Source organism: Flavobacterium sp. HJJ, assembly GCF_015351475.1.
GTDB classification, from domain to species: Bacteria; Bacteroidota; Bacteroidia; order Flavobacteriales; family Flavobacteriaceae; genus Flavobacterium; species Flavobacterium marginilacus.
In genome coordinates this window covers 26,558-44,257 of sequence record NZ_JADKPR010000009.1, presented here as the reverse complement: position 1 = coordinate 44,257, position 17,700 = coordinate 26,558, and the positions used below count along the sequence as shown (strand labels likewise).

General features: G+C 32.4%; 14 protein-coding genes and 3 tRNA genes. 8 read left to right on the top strand and 9 right to left on the bottom strand.

Annotated elements, in window-relative coordinates; genetic code table 11:
* Window positions 1–56: 56 nt before the first annotated feature.
* The gene (locus IRZ80_RS09085; RefSeq protein ID WP_194641246.1) at window positions 57–2,603 is read right to left on the bottom strand and encodes an ATP-dependent Clp protease ATP-binding subunit; all 2,547 of its coding nucleotides are present in this window, start codon (window positions 2,601–2,603) and stop codon (window positions 57–59) included.
* A gap of 263 nt (window positions 2,604–2,866) precedes the next feature.
* On the opposite strand from IRZ80_RS09085, the gene gyrA reads away from it, so the two are divergent.
* From gyrA to IRZ80_RS09070, 3 genes are all read left to right on the top strand, one after another.
* Window positions 2,867–5,506, top strand: coding sequence for a DNA gyrase subunit A (gyrA, locus tag IRZ80_RS09080; protein ID WP_194641245.1), 2,640 nt, complete (start codon window positions 2,867–2,869; stop codon window positions 5,504–5,506).
* Window positions 5,507–5,604: 98 nt separating this feature from the next.
* Complete coding sequence (locus IRZ80_RS09075; protein WP_194641244.1) at window positions 5,605–6,873, top strand: tetratricopeptide repeat protein; 1,269 nt, start codon at window positions 5,605–5,607, stop codon at window positions 6,871–6,873.
* Window positions 6,874–7,462: 589 nt separating this feature from the next.
* On the top strand, window positions 7,463–8,527 hold the full coding sequence (locus IRZ80_RS09070; protein WP_194641243.1) for a tetratricopeptide repeat protein: 1,065 nt from the start codon (window positions 7,463–7,465) through the stop codon (window positions 8,525–8,527).
* 192 nt (window positions 8,528–8,719) lie between these two features.
* Here IRZ80_RS09070 and IRZ80_RS09065 read toward each other — a convergent pair whose 3' ends face one another.
* Both IRZ80_RS09065 and IRZ80_RS09060 read right to left on the bottom strand, forming a co-directional pair.
* Window positions 8,720–9,481, bottom strand: a complete 762-nt coding sequence (locus IRZ80_RS09065; protein WP_194641242.1) for a C40 family peptidase — start codon at window positions 9,479–9,481, stop codon at window positions 8,720–8,722.
* Window positions 9,482–9,580: 99 nt separating this feature from the next.
* Entirely contained in the window at window positions 9,581–10,765 is a 1,185-nt protein-coding gene (locus tag IRZ80_RS09060; protein ID WP_194641241.1) for an acetyl-CoA C-acyltransferase, read from the bottom strand.
* 441 nt (window positions 10,766–11,206) lie between these two features.
* Between IRZ80_RS09060 and IRZ80_RS09055 the strand changes: the two genes are divergently transcribed.
* From IRZ80_RS09055 to IRZ80_RS09035, 5 genes are all read left to right on the top strand, one after another.
* Window positions 11,207–11,290, top strand: a tRNA-Ser gene (locus IRZ80_RS09055).
* Between the two features lie 74 nt (window positions 11,291–11,364).
* A tRNA-Pro gene (locus IRZ80_RS09050) sits at window positions 11,365–11,439 on the top strand.
* Between the two features lie 14 nt (window positions 11,440–11,453).
* Window positions 11,454–11,527, top strand: a tRNA-Arg gene (locus tag IRZ80_RS09045).
* A 624-nt stretch (window positions 11,528–12,151) separates the two neighbouring features.
* On the top strand, window positions 12,152–12,313 hold the full coding sequence (locus tag IRZ80_RS09040; RefSeq protein WP_194641240.1) for a hypothetical protein: 162 nt from the start codon (window positions 12,152–12,154) through the stop codon (window positions 12,311–12,313).
* Between the two features lie 142 nt (window positions 12,314–12,455).
* Entirely contained in the window at window positions 12,456–12,632 is a 177-nt protein-coding gene (locus IRZ80_RS09035; protein WP_194641239.1) for a histone H1, read from the top strand.
* Between the two features lie 73 nt (window positions 12,633–12,705).
* Here the strand turns inward: IRZ80_RS09035 and IRZ80_RS09030 are convergent, their stop codons facing one another.
* The 6 genes from IRZ80_RS09030 to IRZ80_RS09005 form a co-directional block, all read right to left on the bottom strand.
* Complete coding sequence (locus IRZ80_RS09030) at window positions 12,706–13,632, bottom strand: HipA domain-containing protein (RefSeq protein WP_194641238.1); 927 nt, start codon at window positions 13,630–13,632, stop codon at window positions 12,706–12,708.
* Window positions 13,625–13,939 carry a HipA N-terminal domain-containing protein gene (locus IRZ80_RS09025; RefSeq protein ID WP_194641237.1) on the bottom strand — a complete coding sequence of 105 codons (315 nt, stop codon included), beginning with the start codon at window positions 13,937–13,939 and terminating at the stop codon, window positions 13,625–13,627. Before IRZ80_RS09025 ends, IRZ80_RS09030 begins: the two co-directional genes overlap by 8 nt.
* A gap of 2 nt (window positions 13,940–13,941) precedes the next feature.
* Window positions 13,942–14,151 (bottom strand): helix-turn-helix domain-containing protein, encoded by a 210-nt coding sequence (locus IRZ80_RS09020; RefSeq protein WP_194641236.1) that lies wholly within the window; start codon window positions 14,149–14,151, stop codon window positions 13,942–13,944.
* A 341-nt stretch (window positions 14,152–14,492) separates the two neighbouring features.
* Entirely contained in the window at window positions 14,493–15,005 is a 513-nt protein-coding gene (locus IRZ80_RS09015) for a hypothetical protein (protein ID WP_194641235.1), read from the bottom strand.
* Between the two features lie 677 nt (window positions 15,006–15,682).
* Window positions 15,683–15,970, bottom strand: a complete 288-nt coding sequence (locus IRZ80_RS09010; protein ID WP_194641234.1) for an HNH endonuclease signature motif containing protein — start codon at window positions 15,968–15,970, stop codon at window positions 15,683–15,685.
* A gap of 56 nt (window positions 15,971–16,026) precedes the next feature.
* Window positions 16,027–16,215 carry a hypothetical protein gene (locus IRZ80_RS09005; protein WP_194641233.1) on the bottom strand — a complete coding sequence of 63 codons (189 nt, stop codon included), beginning with the start codon at window positions 16,213–16,215 and terminating at the stop codon, window positions 16,027–16,029.
* Window positions 16,216–17,700 lie beyond the last annotated feature (1,485 nt).

The following is a 17,700-nucleotide window of genomic DNA, read 5'->3' as shown; positions in this document are numbered from 1 at the left end:
AACCCGTTATGTTATTAAAACGTAACGGGTTTGTTATGGATTTTTTTAAATTTAAATTATTGATTAGTAGGTTCTTCTGCTTTGTGAACTTTTATAGTCAACTCTTGAGAACCATCTTCAATATCCATGAATATTTCGTCACCTGAAGCAATTTTTGAAGTGATAATTTCTTCTGCAAGAGCGTCTTCAATATACTTCTGAATTGCTCTTTTTAAAGGTCTTGCTCCAAATTGTTTGTCAAATCCTTTATCGGCAATAAAAGCTTTGGCTTTGTCAGACAGTTTCAATTGATATCCTAATTCATTGATACGGCTGTATAACTTTCTCAATTCAATCTCGATAATTAAATTGATATCTTCTTTTTCTAAAGAATTAAATACAATTACATCATCAATTCTGTTCAAAAATTCAGGAGCAAAAGTTTTCTTCAAAGCATTTTCGATAATGCTTTTAGAGTTATCATCGGCTTGAGCAATTTTGGCAGCAGTACCAAATCCAACGCCTTGTCCAAAATCTTTCAATTGACGTGCTCCAACATTTGAAGTCATGATAATTATAGTATTCTTGAAATCAATTTTTCGTCCTAAACTGTCAGTCAAATAACCGTCATCAAGCACTTGAAGCATCATGTTGAAAACATCTGGATGTGCTTTCTCAATTTCGTCAAGCAATACCACACAATATGGTTTTCTTCTTACTTTTTCAGTCAATTGTCCGCCTTCTTCGTATCCTACGTATCCAGGAGGCGCTCCAACTAATCTTGAAATTGCAAATTTCTCCATGTATTCACTCATGTCAATTCGAACCAAAGCATCTTCGGAATCAAATAATTCTTTTGCAAGAACTTTGGCTAACTGTGTTTTACCAACACCTGTCTGTCCTAAGAAAATAAAAGAACCAATTGGTTTGTTCGGATCTTTTAATCCAGCACGGTTTCTTTGAATAGAACGCGCAATTTTTAAAACAGCATCATTTTGCCCGATTACTTTGTCTTGAATCAGTTCAGGTAATTTAGCCAGTTTGTTGCTTTCAGTCTGTGCAATTCTGTTTACAGGAATGCCAGTCATCATAGAAACTACATCAGCTACATTGTCTTCGGTAACAACGATTCTGTTGCTTTTAGAGTCTTCTTCCCATTGTTCTTGTGCTATGGCTAAATCTTTCTCTATTTTTTTCTCGTCGTCACGAAGTTTAGCTGCCTCTTCATATTTTTGTTTTTTAACAACCAGATTTTTCAATTCGCGCACTTCTTCCAACTGTCGTTCTAAGTCTAATATCTGCTTAGGAACATCAATATTGGTGATGTGAACTCGGGATCCGGCTTCATCCAATGCATCGATAGCTTTGTCTGGCAGGAAGCGTTCCGACATGTATCTGTTTGTTAATTTAACACAGGCTTCGATAGCTTCGGGAGTATAAATAACATTATGATGATCTTCATATTTGTTTTTGATGTTGTTCAAAATAGCAATTGTTTCCTCAACAGATGTAGGTTCTACAATTACTTTTTGGAAACGTCTTTCAAGAGCGCCGTCTTTCTCAATATATTGTCTGTATTCGTCAAGAGTTGTAGCTCCAATACATTGGATTTCTCCTCTTGATAAAGCAGGTTTGAACATGTTTGAGGCATCAAGAGAGCCAGTAGCGCCACCAGCACCAACTATAGTATGAATTTCGTCTATGAAAAGAATGATGTCGTCATTTTTTTCCAGTTCATTCATAACTGCTTTCATGCGCTCTTCAAACTGACCTCTATATTTTGTACCAGCAACTAAGCTGGCCAAATCTAGAGTTACCACTCGTTTGTTAAATAATATGCGGGAAACTTTCTTTTGAATAATGCGCAAAGCCAAACCTTCAGCAATTGCTGATTTACCCACACCAGGTTCACCTATTAATAATGGGTTGTTTTTTTTGCGTCGGCTCAAAATCTGAGAAACACGTTCTATTTCTTTTTCACGCCCAACTACAGGATCTAGTTTTCCTTCCTCGGCCATTTCTGTTAAATCTCTTCCAAAATTATCAAGAACCGGAGTTTTTGATTTTTTATTTGATTTATTGGCTGGATTATTAAAGCTGCCTTCTTTGAGACTGTCATCTTGTCCTGAATCATCATTATATGATTCGTTTTTTGGCAAGTTTTCTAAAAATTCTTCTTCGTTTGGAGTCATATTAATGTATTGTTCTTTTGCTACGTCATAATCTATTTTTAGTTTATTCAGCAGCTTGGTTGTAGGATCGTTTTCATTTCTTAAGATACACAGCAGCAGATGTGCTGTGCTAATGGAGGAGCTCTGGAAAACTTTTGCTTCCAAAAAAGTTGTCTTCAAAGCTCGTTCGGCTTGACGGGTCAGATGTAAATTTTTCTTTTCTACACTGACATCAATGCTAGGGCTGGCGGGGCTTAGTATCTCAACCTTTCGTCTTAAATGATCAAGATCAATAGCGAGGTTGTTCAGGATGTGAATAGCTTTACCATTACCATCCCTCAGAATGCCAAGCATCAAATGTTCAGTACCTATAAAGTCATGTCCAAGACGTAAAGCCTCTTCTTTGCTATAAGTAATAACGTCTTTTACTCTAGGTGAAAAATTATCATCCATAATATTAAATTTGTTTTTATGTAAATTTAGTAAACATGAAGTTTAAAAGCAAAAATCATACCTTATAAATCTATTAATGCTAATTGACAAAAAAAATGAAGAATATACCGTTAAAAGGAGCTTAATTTATTAACTAAATGACAATAAAAATTTGTTAATAAATCGGATAAATTTATGGTTGCTTTATGGCTGAAAAAATATTGAGAAAGCTTATATTAGCAGGATTTTTTAATACAAAATAATTTTAATTTAAGAATATATTTATGTCTGACGGAGAAAAGTTAATTCCAATTAACATTGAAGATGAAATGAAATCAGCTTACATCGATTATTCGATGTCAGTAATTGTCTCGAGAGCCCTTCCTGATGTAAGAGACGGTTTGAAACCAGTACATCGAAGAGTACTTTACGGAATGTATGATTTAGGAGTAACTTCAAGATCTGCCCACAAAAAATCTGCAAGAATAGTCGGGGAAGTTTTAGGAAAGTATCACCCTCATGGAGATACCTCAGTTTATGATGCAATGGTGCGTATGGCTCAGGAATGGAGTATGCGTTATTTATTGGTTGACGGACAAGGTAACTTTGGATCTGTAGATGGTGATAGTCCTGCAGCAATGCGTTATACTGAGGCTAGAATGAAAAAGATTTCGGAAGAAATCATGGCTGATATAGAAAAAGAAACAGTTGATTTCCAGCTTAACTTTGACGATACTTTATATGAGCCAAAAGTAATGCCGACAAGGGTTCCTACATTATTAATTAATGGTGCTACAGGAATCGCAGTAGGTATGGCAACAAATATGCCTCCTCATAATTTAACTGAAGTTATCAATGGTACATTGGCGTATCTTGATAATAATGATATTGAAGTTGATGAATTGATGAATTATATCAAAGCTCCGGATTTTCCAACAGGAGGTGTGATATATGGTTATGAAGGTGTTCGTGAAGCTTTTAAAACGGGTCGAGGTCGTATTGTCATGCGTGCCAAAGTTGGCTTTGAAGAAGTAGACGGAAGAGAATCAATCATTGTTACTGAAATTCCGTATCAAGTCAATAAAGCTGATATGATTAAACGTACAGCTGATTTGGTAAATGAGAAAAAAATAGAAGGTATTGCTAATATTCGTGACGAATCGGATAGAAATGGTATGCGTATCGTTTATATTCTGAAACGCGATGCAACGCCAAACGTTGTTTTGAATACCTTATATAAATACACGCAGTTACAATCTTCTTTTAGTGTAAATAATATTGCATTAGTAAACGGACGTCCTCAAATGCTGAATCTGAAAGATATGATTCATTATTTTATTGAGCACCGTCACGATGTAGTTGTCCGCAGAACACAGTTTGAATTGCGTAAAGCTGAAGAAAGAGCACATATATTAGAGGGTTTAATTATTGCGTCAGATAATATTGATGAAGTTATTGCGTTAATTAGAGGATCAAAAAATACTGAGGAAGCCCGTGATAAATTAATCGAGAGATTTAGTTTGTCTGATATTCAGGCAAGAGCGATTGTTGAAATGCGTCTGCGTCAGTTAACAGGTCTGGAGCAGGATAAATTAAGAGCGGAATTCGAAGAATTGATGAAATTAATTGAGCATTTGAAAGCTTTATTAGCAGATGTTAATTTAAGGACTGCATTGATTAAAGAAGAACTTGAAGAGATTCGTGATAAATATGGAGATGAGAGACGTTCGCAGATAGAATATTCCGGTGGAGATGTCAGTATTGAAGATTTAATTGCTGATGAAAATGTGGTAATTACTATTTCTCATGCAGGTTATATCAAACGTACAAATCTTACCGAATATAAAACACAGAATAGAGGAGGAGTAGGTCAAAAAAGTGCAGGAACTAGAGATCAGGATTTCTTGGAGCATATGTACGTGGCGACAAACCATCAGTATATGATGTTCTTTACTCAAAAAGGAAAATGTTTCTGGATGCGTGTTTATGAAATTCCGGAAGGAAGCAAAACTGCAAAAGGAAGAGCGATTCAAAACTTGGTAAATATTGAAAGTGATGATAAAGTAAAAGCTTTCATTTGTACACAAGACCTAAAAGACAAGGATTACATCAATAGTCATAATCTTGTGATGGTAACTAAGCAGGGTCAGGTGAAGAAAACATCTCTGGAGAAATATTCTAAACCAAGGGTAAATGGTGTTGCAGCTATTACTATTAAAGAAGGTGATGAACTTTTAGGAGCTCAGTTAACTAATGGTGAAAGTCAGATTATTTTGGCTGTTAAATCTGGAAAATTAGTTCGTTTTGAGGAAACTAAGACACGTCCGATGGGAAGAACAGCTTCTGGAGTCCGTGGAATTACATTGAAAGATGATACTGATGAAGTAATTGGTATGGTTACTGTTGATAAAAACGATATTAATGATTCTCAGATTTTAGTGGTAACTGAAAATGGTTATGGAAAACGTACCAAATTAGTTGACGAAGACGGTGAAGATGTTTACAGAATTACAAACCGTGGAGGTAAAGGTGTGAAAACACTTAATATTACTGAAAAAACTGGGAAACTAATTTCTATTAATGCTGTTACTGATGCTGATGATTTGATGATTATCAATAAATCTGGATTAACAATAAGAATGGCTATTGAAGATTTACGTGTAATGGGTCGTGCTACTCAAGGAGTCCGATTGATTAACTTAAAAGGTAAAGATTCAATTGCAGCTGTTACAAAAGTTATGAAAGATGATGTTGAGGAAGTTGTTGTTGATGAAGACGGTAATGTTATTGAATCTGCTATTGAAAGGGTCAAGCCGGATTTAGAAGTTCTTGAAGATGATGGTTCAGTAGATGAAGACGAGGATGAGGAGACAGATGAAGAATTAGAAGAAAATGAAGATGATGATTCTGATGAGGACAAATAATAAATAAAGTAATTTTAAACATTGATACTTTATGATAAAAATCATTAAGAATCAATGTTTTTCTTATTAATTTTGAATTTAAATTAAAAACTATAAATATGAAAAGTAGATATGTAATAATTGCGTCAGCATTATTTTTATCAGTAACGAGTTTTGCTCAAAAAAATGAAATTAAAGCTGCGGAAAAATTATTAAAAGATGGTAAGTCTGAGGAGGCAATTGCAACTTTGACGGCTGCTGAATATTTAACGGCTAATGCTCCTGATGCTGAAAAGGCACAGTTCTTATTTGTAAAAGGTAATGCGTATTATGATTTATCTAATAAAAAAGTAGATACGGATAAGAATTTGATTTTGGCAGCAAAAGCTTATCAGGAATTAATTGAGGCTGAAAAAGTTTCAGGTAAAGCAAAGTATTCTTCACAAGCGGTGGTTTCGGTTACTCAGATTAAAGGGAAATTGGTTAATGCGGCAATTGAAGATACTAAAGTTAATAAAGATGCAGAAGGTGCAGAAAAACTATACCAGGCTTACTTGTTGGAGAAAAAAGATACAATCAATCTTTACTATGCAGCTTCAACTTTTGTAAATGCAAAAGAATATGACAAGGCTCTTAAACTTTACGAAGAATTAAAAGTTTTAAATTATTCAGGAAAAGCAACTTATTATTATGCTGTTAATAAAGTAAATAATCAAGAAGATTTTTTTAATACTGCTGCTGATAGAGATAGAATGGTTAAGATGGGAACCCATGAAAAACCAAGAACTGAAAATGTTCCTTCTAAAAGAGGTGAGATATACAAAAATGTTGCTTTGATTTATGTTCAGCAAGGGAAAATTGATGAAGCTAAGAAGGCTGTTTCTGATGCTAGAAAAGCGAATCCGGAAGATAATTCATTGTTGTTAACTGAAGCTAATTTATATCTTGAGACCAAAGATATGGATACTTATAAAAAGTTAATTTCTGAAGCTGTAGAAAAGAATCCAAATGATGTTGATTTGATATTTAATCTTGGTGTTATAAGTGCTCAAGCAAAAAATTCTAGTGAAGCTGAAAAATTTTATAGTAAGGTCATAGAATTAAACCCAAAATACACTAATGCATATATTAATATGGCAGCGATGAAGTTAGAGGATGAAAAAAACATCATTGATGCAATGAATAAGTTAGGTACTTCTGCTGATGACACTAAGAAATATAATGTTTTGAAAAAGAAAAGGGAAGACTTGTTTAAAAGTACTATTCCTTTCTTGCAAAAAGCGGTTGAGCTGGATCCTACTAATCCAGATGTTTCAAAAACATTGCTGAATGTTTATAGTGCTCTAGAAATGACAGCAGAATACAAAGCTTTAAAAGCTAAAATGTAGACTCTGTTTTCTAATAATAAGAGTGAAGTCCCGCTTGATATCAGAGCGGGATTTTTTTTGTTTTTGTTACATATTGTTTTTATAGAGTGATAAGTTATGCCATTTATAAATATAAAATAACCTAATTTTTATTTATAAATGGTATTATAAGTGTATTGATATTCTTATGATGAATAAGTATTTAACAAAAAAAACTAAAGATTTAAAAAGACATTTTTATTATGTTTACGAAATCGTTATAATTAATTTAAAAAATTGTTTAAAAAATACTTGTGTTATCAATTTTTAATTTTATTTTAGAGGCAAATTAAAAATTCGATAAAAAAATGCAATAAAAAAACGTTGTAAATTATATATTGTTAAAAAAAATAAATTTTGAAAATTTTAAATAATTTGATTGTCTAATCTTAATAATTGTAAAGTATGATAAAACATTACGCTTCATAGTTGATCTCCTCTATCAGCTAAAATTTGGATTTTAAATACAGTGATGTTGTTTCCATACTGTGAATTTTCAGTTTGGAAATTATTATTTGTTTTTTAAAGTCTGAAAAAAAACAAAATCTATAATAATCTAAAACTTAACCTAATGAAAAGAAAATTTGTAATACTATCAATGGTGTTATTGATAAATGTTTGCGTTAATGCCCAAAAAGGACAAATAAAAGAAGCTCAATCTGTTTTTGCAAGCGGTAAATCTCAAGATGCGCTAGGACTTCTGAAAAAGACAGAATACCTTATTGTTAATGCAAATGATGAAGATAAGTCTGATTTTTATTTTTTGAAAGGAAATGTATTGAAGGACTTAGCAACAAAAAATATTGATCCTGCTAATAATTTTGCATTAGCATCTGAAGCTTATCAAGAATTGATTAAGGCTGAAAATGAAGGGGGTAAGTATAAATTTACTTTACAGGCTAATACTGCATTAAAGGACATGAAATCTAATTTAGTTAATGGTGCTGTAGATGATTTTAAAAATGGAAAATATAAAGAAAGTGCCGAAAAGAGCTATAAAGTTTATTTGTTTGATAAAAGAGATACTTTGAATTTGTTTAATGCTGCAGCGGCTTCTATGACGGCCACGGATTACGAATCTGCTATTAAATATTATGAGGAATTAAAAAAGATTAATTATTCTGGAAAAAGAATGCTTTATTATGCAACAAATAAAAAGACTAAAGAGGAGGATGCGTTTGTTTCTGCAGGTGCTAGGGATTCTGGAATTCTAGCGGCTCTTTATGAAAAGCCTAGAGATGAATTTTCTCCTTCAAAAAGATTAGAGATCAACAAGAATCTGGCTTATATTTATTTGTCAAAAAATGATTTTGAGAAATCTGAAATCTGCTACAATAAAGTAGTGGAATTAGATCCTAAATACATAGATGCTTATATCAATTTAGCTTATGGTAAATTGGAATCAAAAAAAGTATATGTTGATCAAATGTCAGCTCTTGGTAATACTCCAAAAGAAATGGAGCAATATGACCAATTGAAAATTAAAAAAGATAACTTGGTTAAAAGTGCAATACCGTATTTAAAGAAAGCATTGACTATTGATCCAAAAAACCAAGATGTTATTAAATCTTTGTTAAGTGTTTACCGCTCGTTAGATATGACTAATGAATATAATGCTCTTAAAGCAACAATGTAGAGTGTAAATGATAGGTTTTTTTAGAGTTTTCTAGAAAAAAAATATCAATTTAAAGCCATTATTCGATGAATATTAGAATATTTCATTGAATAATGGTTTTTTTATTTGGATCTGTTTAAAGAGTTTGTAAATCAGTAACAACTTTAGAATATGTTTAAAAAAACGCTGCTATGAAGGTGTGGAGTAGTTTGTCTAAATTATTTTTTTAATTACTCTAAGTTTATGGGTATGTTTGTTGTTTTCGGCATTGTAAATTCCTAAATGGTCTAAGCGGTCAATTCGTACTTTTCCGCTTGCATGGATAATATAATTGTTTTCCATTATGATTCCGACATGTGTAATGTTACCTTCGTCGTTGTCAAAAAAAGCTAAATCACCAGGTTCGCTTTCTTCTATGAAACTTAAAGCTTCCCCTTGAGTTGCTTGCTGCGATGCATCTCTGAGTAATTTATAGCCATTAAGTTTGTATGTCATTTGTGTAAATCCTGAACAATCAATTCCAAAAGGAGTTTTTCCGCCCCATAAATAAGGCGCATTCAAATACATAAAGGCAGTAGTGAGAATGCTGTTTTTTGGTTTTGTGCCACTTGTTTTTGTTCCTTCAAAATCAAAATTGTTTTTATTTATTTCTGGATAATTTAAAAATGATAAAGAAGATCCAAGCGGTATTGGAATTAATAAATTAGATGGAGCTAGGATATACTCTATGAGATCAGCATTCAAAATTATGGCATCTGAAGAAAGCTGTGTATAGTTTGATTCGGTAATTATTTGAAATTGTTTTGTATCTATCCAGCCTTCGTAATGGTCAAATTGTGTTTTAATGTGACTCCATTGTTTGTATTGTTCCAAAACTTCAAAATGCTCTCCAAATAGAATTTGGGAAACAATTTCACTTTTATCACTGGCTTCAGCCCGAAGTGGAATCATGGCTAGATTACAAATTCCAAACATTTATATAAATTAGTTTAAAAATAAATACGAATCAAAAATGACTGTAAAAATAGTGATTTTCAATTCGTATTATTTAATTATTTTCTATTATTTGGATGCTTATGAAATATTTCTTTCTATAATTAAAGCAGATGCACCGCCGCCACCATTACAAATAGCTGCCGCGCCATATTTTGCATTATTTTGTTCTAAAATATTTAATAAAGTAACGATAATACGCGTTCCGGAACAGCCAAGCGGATGTCCTAGTGAAACTGCACCTCCGTTAATGTTTACTTTTTCATTGTCTAATCCAAGTATTTTTGAGTTTGCTAATCCAACTACTGAAAAAGCTTCATTGAATTCGAAATAATCAATTTTATCTAATGTTAGATTGGCTTTCGCTAATGCTTTAGGAAGTGCTTTTGCTGGGCTGGTTGTGAACCATTTTGGTTCTTGGGCTGCATCAGCATATCCTTTTATAAATGCTAATGGTTTTAAACCTAATGCAATTGCTTTTTCTTCACTCATTAATATGATGGCTGCGGCACCGTCATTAATGGTTGATGCGTTTGCGGCTGTTACAGTTCCATCTTTTGTAAACACTGCATTTAAAGTTGGAATTTTTTCTAATGTAACATTAGTGTATTCTTCGTCTTTCGAAATGATAATTGGTTCGCCCTTTCTTTGAGGAACAGCTATGGGTGTAATTTCGTTGTCGAATTTACCTTCGCTCCATGCTTTTGCAGAACGCTCATAAGATTGAATGGCAAAATTATCTTGCTCTTCTCTTGTAATCTTGTATTCTGACGCACAAAGGTCTGCAGAAACCCCCATGGCATTATTGTCGTATGCGTCTGTTAGTCCGTCTTTTTGTAAGCCGTCTACCATTGTACTTGGACCAAATTTTGTTCCGCTTCTCAAATGCATATAATGAGGGATTAAGCTCATGTTTTCCATGCCTCCGGCAATTACAACCTCTGCATCGCCGCATTGAATTGCTTGTGCACCTAACATAACTGCTTTCATTCCTGATGCACAAACTTTGTTAACTGTGGTGCAGGCCACTTCATTGGGAAGTCCTGCGTAAATTGCAGCTTGACGGGCAGGAGCTTGGCCTATGCCGGCTTGAATAACATTGCCCATGAAAACTTCGTCCACTAAATTTGGGTCTAATTCTATTTTGTCTAATGCTCCTTTTATAGCGGCTGCTCCTAATTTTGGTGCAGTTACAGTAGATAATCCTCCCATAAAACTGCCGATAGGTGTTCTAACAGCAGAAACGATAACAACTCTTTTACTCATGTTTATTATTATGTTGATTTGTATAGCAAATTTAACCTCTTTTTTATAATATTAAAATTTTAATCTGGTTTATATTAGCATATATTTAATGAAATTGTGTTTTGTGATTTATTTTCATATGAAAAATTCAATAAGTGACTGTTTGCTTTGGATTTGTTGTAATTTGTAAGTGGTATATGATTTTTTAGACCTTGCTATAAAATTTTCTATTGTGTTTTCCTTTTAAATCTAATATTTTGCTTCTAAAATTAAAGTTTTGTCTAAACTGTTTAGTGAGGTGAGATTTTTTTGTTTTTTTTTATTGTTTGCTATATCTTTGATTGTGAAGTTATTTAGGTGAAAAGCTAAAAAAAATTAAAAAAATATGCAGAAATAGTTGTGAGAAACGTAAACATGTCTTAAATTTGCAACCGCAAAACAGGACACGTTTCCTGAGGTTTTGGAGAGGTGCCAGAGCGGTAATGGAGCAGATTGCTAATCTGTCGACGGGTAACCGTCGCCAGGGTTCGAGTCCCTGTCTCTCCGCAATTTATTTGTAATTAAGAATCATAGCAAGATTCAATGTTTAGAACATTTTTACAAATAGATTCAGTTTTTTTCGGGGTGTAGCGTAGCCCGGTTATCGCGCCTGCTTTGGGAGCAGGAGGTCGCAGGTTCGAATCCTGCCACCCCGACAGATTAAAATAATGGACGCATAGCTCAGCTGGATAGAGCACCTGCCTTCTAAGCAGGCGGTCGAAGGTTCGAATCCTTCTGCGTTCACATAAGAGGACAAATCAGTTTTTTGCTGATTTTGTCCTTTTTTTTTAGCGTATAATTCCTTGTAAAACAATAACATAAGTCGAAGTGATTCGTTAACTTTAGTGGTTCGAACTTCATTTTTTTCAAAAGTGATTTTTTCAGGAAATATCGAACCAATTATCTTTCTTTTACCTTCTATTGAAGCTTCTTCATAAAGTTTATCAAGTTGTGAAATATGGCTTAGGGCTTTATTTAAAAGAGATTCCACATTAGTAGTTTGATTGTTTTGGCTTGTTAGCTGTGCTTCTAAACGATTTATTATCTCTGCGGTTTCGATTTTTATTTTTCTGTAATCGTCAGCATCTAAATCTCCGGATATTAATAAATCTCTTGCCCTTGTTAATCTTTGATTTGTTTCTTCCAGTTGTTTTTTTAGTAGATCAGTATCACTTCGATTGTAATTTGTTTTATTATTAAATACAGAAGTAATTGTTTGCTTGTATAGCTCTAAGAAGGGTAGTGGTCTAACGTATTTTCTAAGCCCCTCAGTAATTTTTTCATTTACTAATGGTGCCTTTTCGCGAAATGTACAATCCTTTACACAATGATAATGTTGAATATATAAATGATTTAAAAATTGATTACGTGATTGATTTACTAAAAAAAGATAAAAAAGCAAGAAACTATACTAATGCTGCATTAGCGGATGAAGGAGGATTTAGCAGTACACAACGTTTTGCCTCAGCCTTCTTTGCCAGAACAAAGATGCCTACCTCCTATTTTATTGATCAAATTAAAAAAGGCTAGTTTTTACTCTATTGAAATTAAACATGTTACAATACCCTTAATATCTAATAAAGGAAGTTTAACATTCTTTTTAATAGGATTGTGGTGGATTTTGGTTGGTGAACTGTTATTTTTACATCCTTAATTAAAAATAAAACACATTATGAAAGACTTAGTTGCAAAAATTAATGCCGAATTCGAAACGTTTAAAACTGAATCTGACTCACTTGTAGAAAAAGGTGTAAAAGCTGCTGGAGCAAGAGCCCGTAAATCAACTTTGGAATTAGAAAAACTTTTAAAAGAGTTTAGAAAAGTTTCAATTGAAGAATCTAAGAAATAATTTCATCTTTACTTTAATTATTAGTCCTTTCAGAATTCTGAAAGGACTTTTTTGTCTATTCCGACCATAGTAATTATTGGAATCTACCAATCCTGTTATTCATCAGTTTCAAATACTTTTCTTTCATAACATTTGATAAAAAAGACATTTCGATTAGTTTATTCCATTTCGATACACTTTTGTTCATGTCTGATAAAATTGCATCAATTGTCTTATCATTTAGTTCCAACCGCTCTTTTGCAAAATAATCAATCCATTCTGCAGCTTTGAAATTGCTCTTTTTACCTTTAAGTGATAGTGCAACTTCTTCCTGTGGATTTTTAATGGAAATTGAAGAATTTAAGAAGTCATACACCGGTGTCAAAGTTGTTTTTCCTGCTTTTGTGATTACCGAAAAGTTCTTCAGGTGCATATCTTCGTTTCCTGTTATGAAACAGAACAAGATCCTTTTAAAGAAATCGGCTTTGGCTATGGCAGGAAAAGTACAATACTCATCGATTACCTTTACCAATTTTTCCATAGTATAATTATACTTGGTATCCCTGGAATTACCGGTCAATTGGGCAAAATCTTCTGTAGCGTATTTTCTTCCTTTGCCGTATCTGTCAAACCGTTTTATAAAATAGGAAAGGCTTCCATCTTTTGAGTAAACCATTCCATGAAAAGGAACATCAAGACCATAAGCTGCTGCCATTTTCATAGTTACATCTTCATTTTCCGGTAATTCAGGAAACAGATCATTTTGAGGTTTAATAATAAAGTTACCAAACTGATCTACAATTTCAAATTGATGATTTGCTACTGATATAACTGCACTCAATTTTGGCTGTACTCCCTGGATAGATAATTTCCTTGCACGATTGGCCGCTTCTTGCCTCTGCTCAACTGCCGTAAATGGTAAATCGGTTAATGCACTAAGTTTAGGTGCAATCATTCGAAGTCCTTTTTCACTGTATTTTTCCGATCCGCACAATTCATAAGTTATAGGACATCTATTCATCTTTCCACTCTTTTACCGTTACTGCACCCACTAAATCATTTCCCGTGGCCACTAGTTGCGAGAAATAATCGCTTTTATCAATCTTGCCTATTTTTAAAAGCCCCTCTAACATTATTCCTTCAGGTAATAATCCTTCAAAAAAAGATGGAAATTTTGCAAAGGAATACTTTTTATGAGTCAATGGCATCGTCAACGATACCGCTTCTCCTTCATATTGCTCATCATAAAGAAATTCATAGCTGCCGCTATTTTCCTCAATCAAGACCCCCGCCCTTTTACCGTGTACCAATATTATTGCTTTTCTCATGACTATTTATGGATTGGACTTTTAAACTGCACTACAATATTCAACACTTTCAATATGGCCAAAAGCTTACTCCAAGTAACAGTCTCTTTATTTTTCTCAATATCAAAAACTGTAGTCTTTCCTACTCCTGCCAAGTTTGCCAATTCCAATTGTGTCAGTCCAGCTAGCTTCCTATGCTCTTTTATGAAGAGTCCTAAATCAAAATCATTCATATTTTACCGTTTTGACAGTAAAAATAAACAAATAGATGTTATATTGGGCTATTTTTATTAAAAAACTATTGTTTTTTTACTGCTAAAACAGTAAATAATACATACGTTAGTAAGAATAGATTAAAAAGAGATTCATAACACTTAGTAATTACTGTTATAACAGTAATTACTAAGTGTAAAGAAAATAACTAGAAAAACTTTTAAAAGAGTTTAGAAAAGTTTCGATTGAAGAATCTAAGAAATAAGATTTTCAATATTTGCTCTTTGAATATCCAGAGGGCATTTTTTTTCAATGGCAGTACACTAGTGTCACACTATAATAAAACAGGATTGAAGAAGCTTCACTTTTTCTTTTCTTGATCAACAACCAGTTTTAAGGAATTTATATAATCTGTATCAAATTCTATAACTCTTATTTTGTTCAGCTTAAAACTCATTTCACCTTCAAACTCCCCTTCAGTTCCCATAAAATCTATTATCAGCTCTTCCTCATTTAATTCTATGAGTTTACCAAGGTAAACAGCTTTATCTGATTTTGTTGCAATTTGAAAAATCTCATATTTGTCCGCTAAAAAAAATATAATTGAAGTCAGATCTTTAAGTGGAATTATTTCCTCCGCACTTGTTTTTAAACCTTTAAGTTTAATTACTTTTTCTGTGAATTCATGATCCTTGTCTTGAATAATTGATTTTACATTCTTGTTTTTTAATATGGTATAACCATCAATTATAAAGTCAACTGGATTGTTTTTCAGTAAAATCCAATCTTCAGTCCAATCAATAAGAAAACCGCTGAAGATGTCTTTCTTGTCTTCAAATTCTATTGAAATTAATTGTCGTAAATATTTTTCCATTATACTTTTTAAGTTTAGCGTGTGTATTCCTGCTATATCAGTTCTTTTGTCCTGTTTAATTTTTGCTTTCAGATGAGCTGCTGGGTTCAAAAAAATCTTTTTTTGATTTGTGTTACCAAAGTATCACGCCTCCAACCTTGTTCCAAATTTTACTGCATATACCAATAGCGCATGGACAGATCCTTTACTTTCTGCAAAAGAATAGTATGTTTTGTATAACCCCCTAATATAATTAATTTAGCCTGATTTCCTGTAATTGCGCAATTGCGGTATCGTTAAAATGAGCAACGGGATAATTCACATTCTATCGTCATTTTGTAAAGATATTGATTTGTAAAATAATAAAAAACAACTTCACTAAATCAACAAAAAAAGCGTCAACTCAAGAATATTCACACAGCATTTTATTAAAACAGTTCAGGGAACCTATAGAGTGTTTTATTTTCATTATTTAAAGTCATTCGGACTAACCCACTCTATCGTGATTTCATACACTATCCATGCCTTTGAGTAGGCTTTGACTAGCTTGGACATGGCACCTGACCCGTCCTAAATATTTTGCTAGTGCAGTCCTGTGAAATAATTAGTTTGTTTGATTTTTAAGAACAAATAAAAAAGCGCAAAAGTCGGGAGACTTTTCGGAGGGGGAAAATCGGATAAGTTATTGCGGTTAACTGCTATTGGTCGCTGTCTTGATTACTTAAATTCTCTTTTATCATTTTTACCGTTTCATACAAAATGTCATTCTTTGTTATTTTGGAATGACAAATTGGACAAAGCATTAAGAGATTTGAAAATTCATTATTTAAAGGATTTTCGTCAATGTGATGTATATGAAAGTGCTCAACATCTTCATTAGGACATATTGGACATTTTGATTTGATTTCTTTTTGTAAAATTGCTCTTGTTTTGGTAGGAATAGTTTTTCTAGGTTTTCCTGAACTTGAATTTGACTTTCCTTTCATTTTAAGCTCAAATACATATTTATTGAACTCTGCACATTCAGAATAATGTTGAGTTTTTAAAACTCTGTTTTTTGGTGGTTTGTAACAGTCATCATATTCAGCAGAAATACATGCTTGATTTGGAAATAAACAAATAAATTTACTTCTGGACACATACCATCAAAACACCAAAAACTATTGCCATCAATCCAACTTGGGGCTTCTCCTTGCACATCTATTTTTTTTACACTGAAATCCTTTGGCAACTCACTATCTTTTAATAATGCCTGCTCTGGAGGGACTCTATTAGCAAGTAACTTAGTAAAGAATTAAATGGAGAGCTTTGGTTTGAGAGCTTTGAAAATATAGGTAAAATATTTTATTTGTCTTTGCCATTAGCAAGATATTTAGACCAAGATGTAAATGTTAAATTTTAGTTAACTTAAATAAACAAGAAGATTTATAATAAAGCGACAGTAGAAATAGGTTATATAAATCAAGACAACATCCAAAAAATTCAAAATTTAATTAATCTATTCGGGTCTAAAATGGAAAACCATAAAAATGATAAAGGATTAGAAGCTGATATAAATTGGAAAGCTTCAATATTTTTTTCAAAAATCATAATTAAAGCTAAATCGCCTGATTAATATTGATCAAAAGCTAAATTAGTCAGTTTTCTATTGATTAACTATACGACCTTTTCTGCTAGGAAAGCCTTCTAAACGTCCTTCAATAATGTCAAAATCCGAAGTGATTACAATTTATTTGCTTTTCCATTTGGGTGGTTTTCGTTGGTTTAAGCATTATTACATCTTTTACGTTCAAAGCATACACCAAATGAGTTTCCAAACACCGTTTCTTATAATGGTTTTTAAGAACTGATGCAAAGTGTTAACTATTTTTGCAAAAACTTGCTGTCTAGCCAATTGTACAGGAATTTCATTTATAGACTCAAAACCAATAAGAATTTGTAATAACAAACGATACAGTTAAAACTAACCATTATCGGTGTTTTATTAATTGAGTTCAAGTTTTAAAGATTAGTGATAAAATGTATACTGAAATTTATAAAAGCTAATTTTGTTTGAAAATAACTTGCTTTAGTTTATGTCAGCTCAAACCAAAATTTAAAATGAGAATTAATTAAATTTTGATTTTTTGTAATTTAAAAATTGTTTTATTTTATTAGCTTTAAATCATTAAAAACTTTCAAAAGATTCCACTAATATTTTCAAATCTTCAAGTAAAAGGTTCGAATTTATTACTTCTGCGTTCACATAGAAGCCCGCTATTTAGCGGGTTTTCTTGTTTTTATGCCTTTTTTAATTCTTTTATTTTCGAAAACTAACGAAATTGAGGATTTAAATTTGTTACTGCTTAAAAAAAACATAAGAGCTCTTTTAATTCATGATTTCGGATTAAAATGATGCAGAATCAGTTTTATTTCATTGGAAACTTCTGCGCAGCATTCGTCTTTTGAGTTGAAAAAGGAGCTTTTAATGCTGATTTTATAATCAATGAACCAGTAATAATTTCATTTCGACTAAAAAATGTTCGGTAAACATCAGATTTTTATGGTGAATCAAAATGTGATTTTCTGATTGCAGTCCTAAATGCATAGTATTAAGTTTTACTTTCGAAAATCCGTTATTAAATAAAAAAGATATATAATCGAAGTGTATAGAAAAGAAATACAGTATTTTCCATTACCATAACATCATTTACGTCTTCTCCTGTAACAACGTAAT

What these genes read in the sequence shown, in the direction of transcription:
- IRZ80_RS09025 (WP_194641237.1), bottom strand. Translation starts at nt 13,939, where the DNA reads ATGAGAAAAGCAATAATATTGGTACACGGTAAAAGGGCGGGGGTCTTG.
- IRZ80_RS09015 (WP_194641235.1), bottom strand. Translation starts at nt 15,005, where the DNA reads ATGGAAAAATATTTACGACAATTAATTTCAATAGAATTTGAAGACAAG.
- gyrA (WP_194641245.1), top strand. Translation starts at nt 2,867, where the DNA reads ATGTCTGACGGAGAAAAGTTAATTCCAATTAACATTGAAGATGAAATG.
- IRZ80_RS09030 (WP_194641238.1), bottom strand. Translation starts at nt 13,632, where the DNA reads ATGAATAGATGTCCTATAACTTATGAATTGTGCGGATCGGAAAAATAC.
- IRZ80_RS09065 (WP_194641242.1), bottom strand. Translation starts at nt 9,481, where the DNA reads ATGTTTGGAATTTGTAATCTAGCCATGATTCCACTTCGGGCTGAAGCC.
- IRZ80_RS09075 (WP_194641244.1), top strand. Translation starts at nt 5,605, where the DNA reads ATGAAAAGTAGATATGTAATAATTGCGTCAGCATTATTTTTATCAGTA.
- IRZ80_RS09085 (WP_194641246.1), bottom strand. Translation starts at nt 2,603, where the DNA reads ATGGATGATAATTTTTCACCTAGAGTAAAAGACGTTATTACTTATAGC.
- IRZ80_RS09060 (WP_194641241.1), bottom strand. Translation starts at nt 10,765, where the DNA reads ATGAGTAAAAGAGTTGTTATCGTTTCTGCTGTTAGAACACCTATCGGC.
- IRZ80_RS09070 (WP_194641243.1), top strand. Translation starts at nt 7,463, where the DNA reads ATGAAAAGAAAATTTGTAATACTATCAATGGTGTTATTGATAAATGTT.
- IRZ80_RS09020 (WP_194641236.1), bottom strand. Translation starts at nt 14,151, where the DNA reads ATGAATGATTTTGATTTAGGACTCTTCATAAAAGAGCATAGGAAGCTA.
- IRZ80_RS09035 (WP_194641239.1), top strand. Translation starts at nt 12,456, where the DNA reads ATGAAAGACTTAGTTGCAAAAATTAATGCCGAATTCGAAACGTTTAAA.
- IRZ80_RS09010 (WP_194641234.1), bottom strand. Translation starts at nt 15,970, where the DNA reads ATGAAAGGAAAGTCAAATTCAAGTTCAGGAAAACCTAGAAAAACTATT.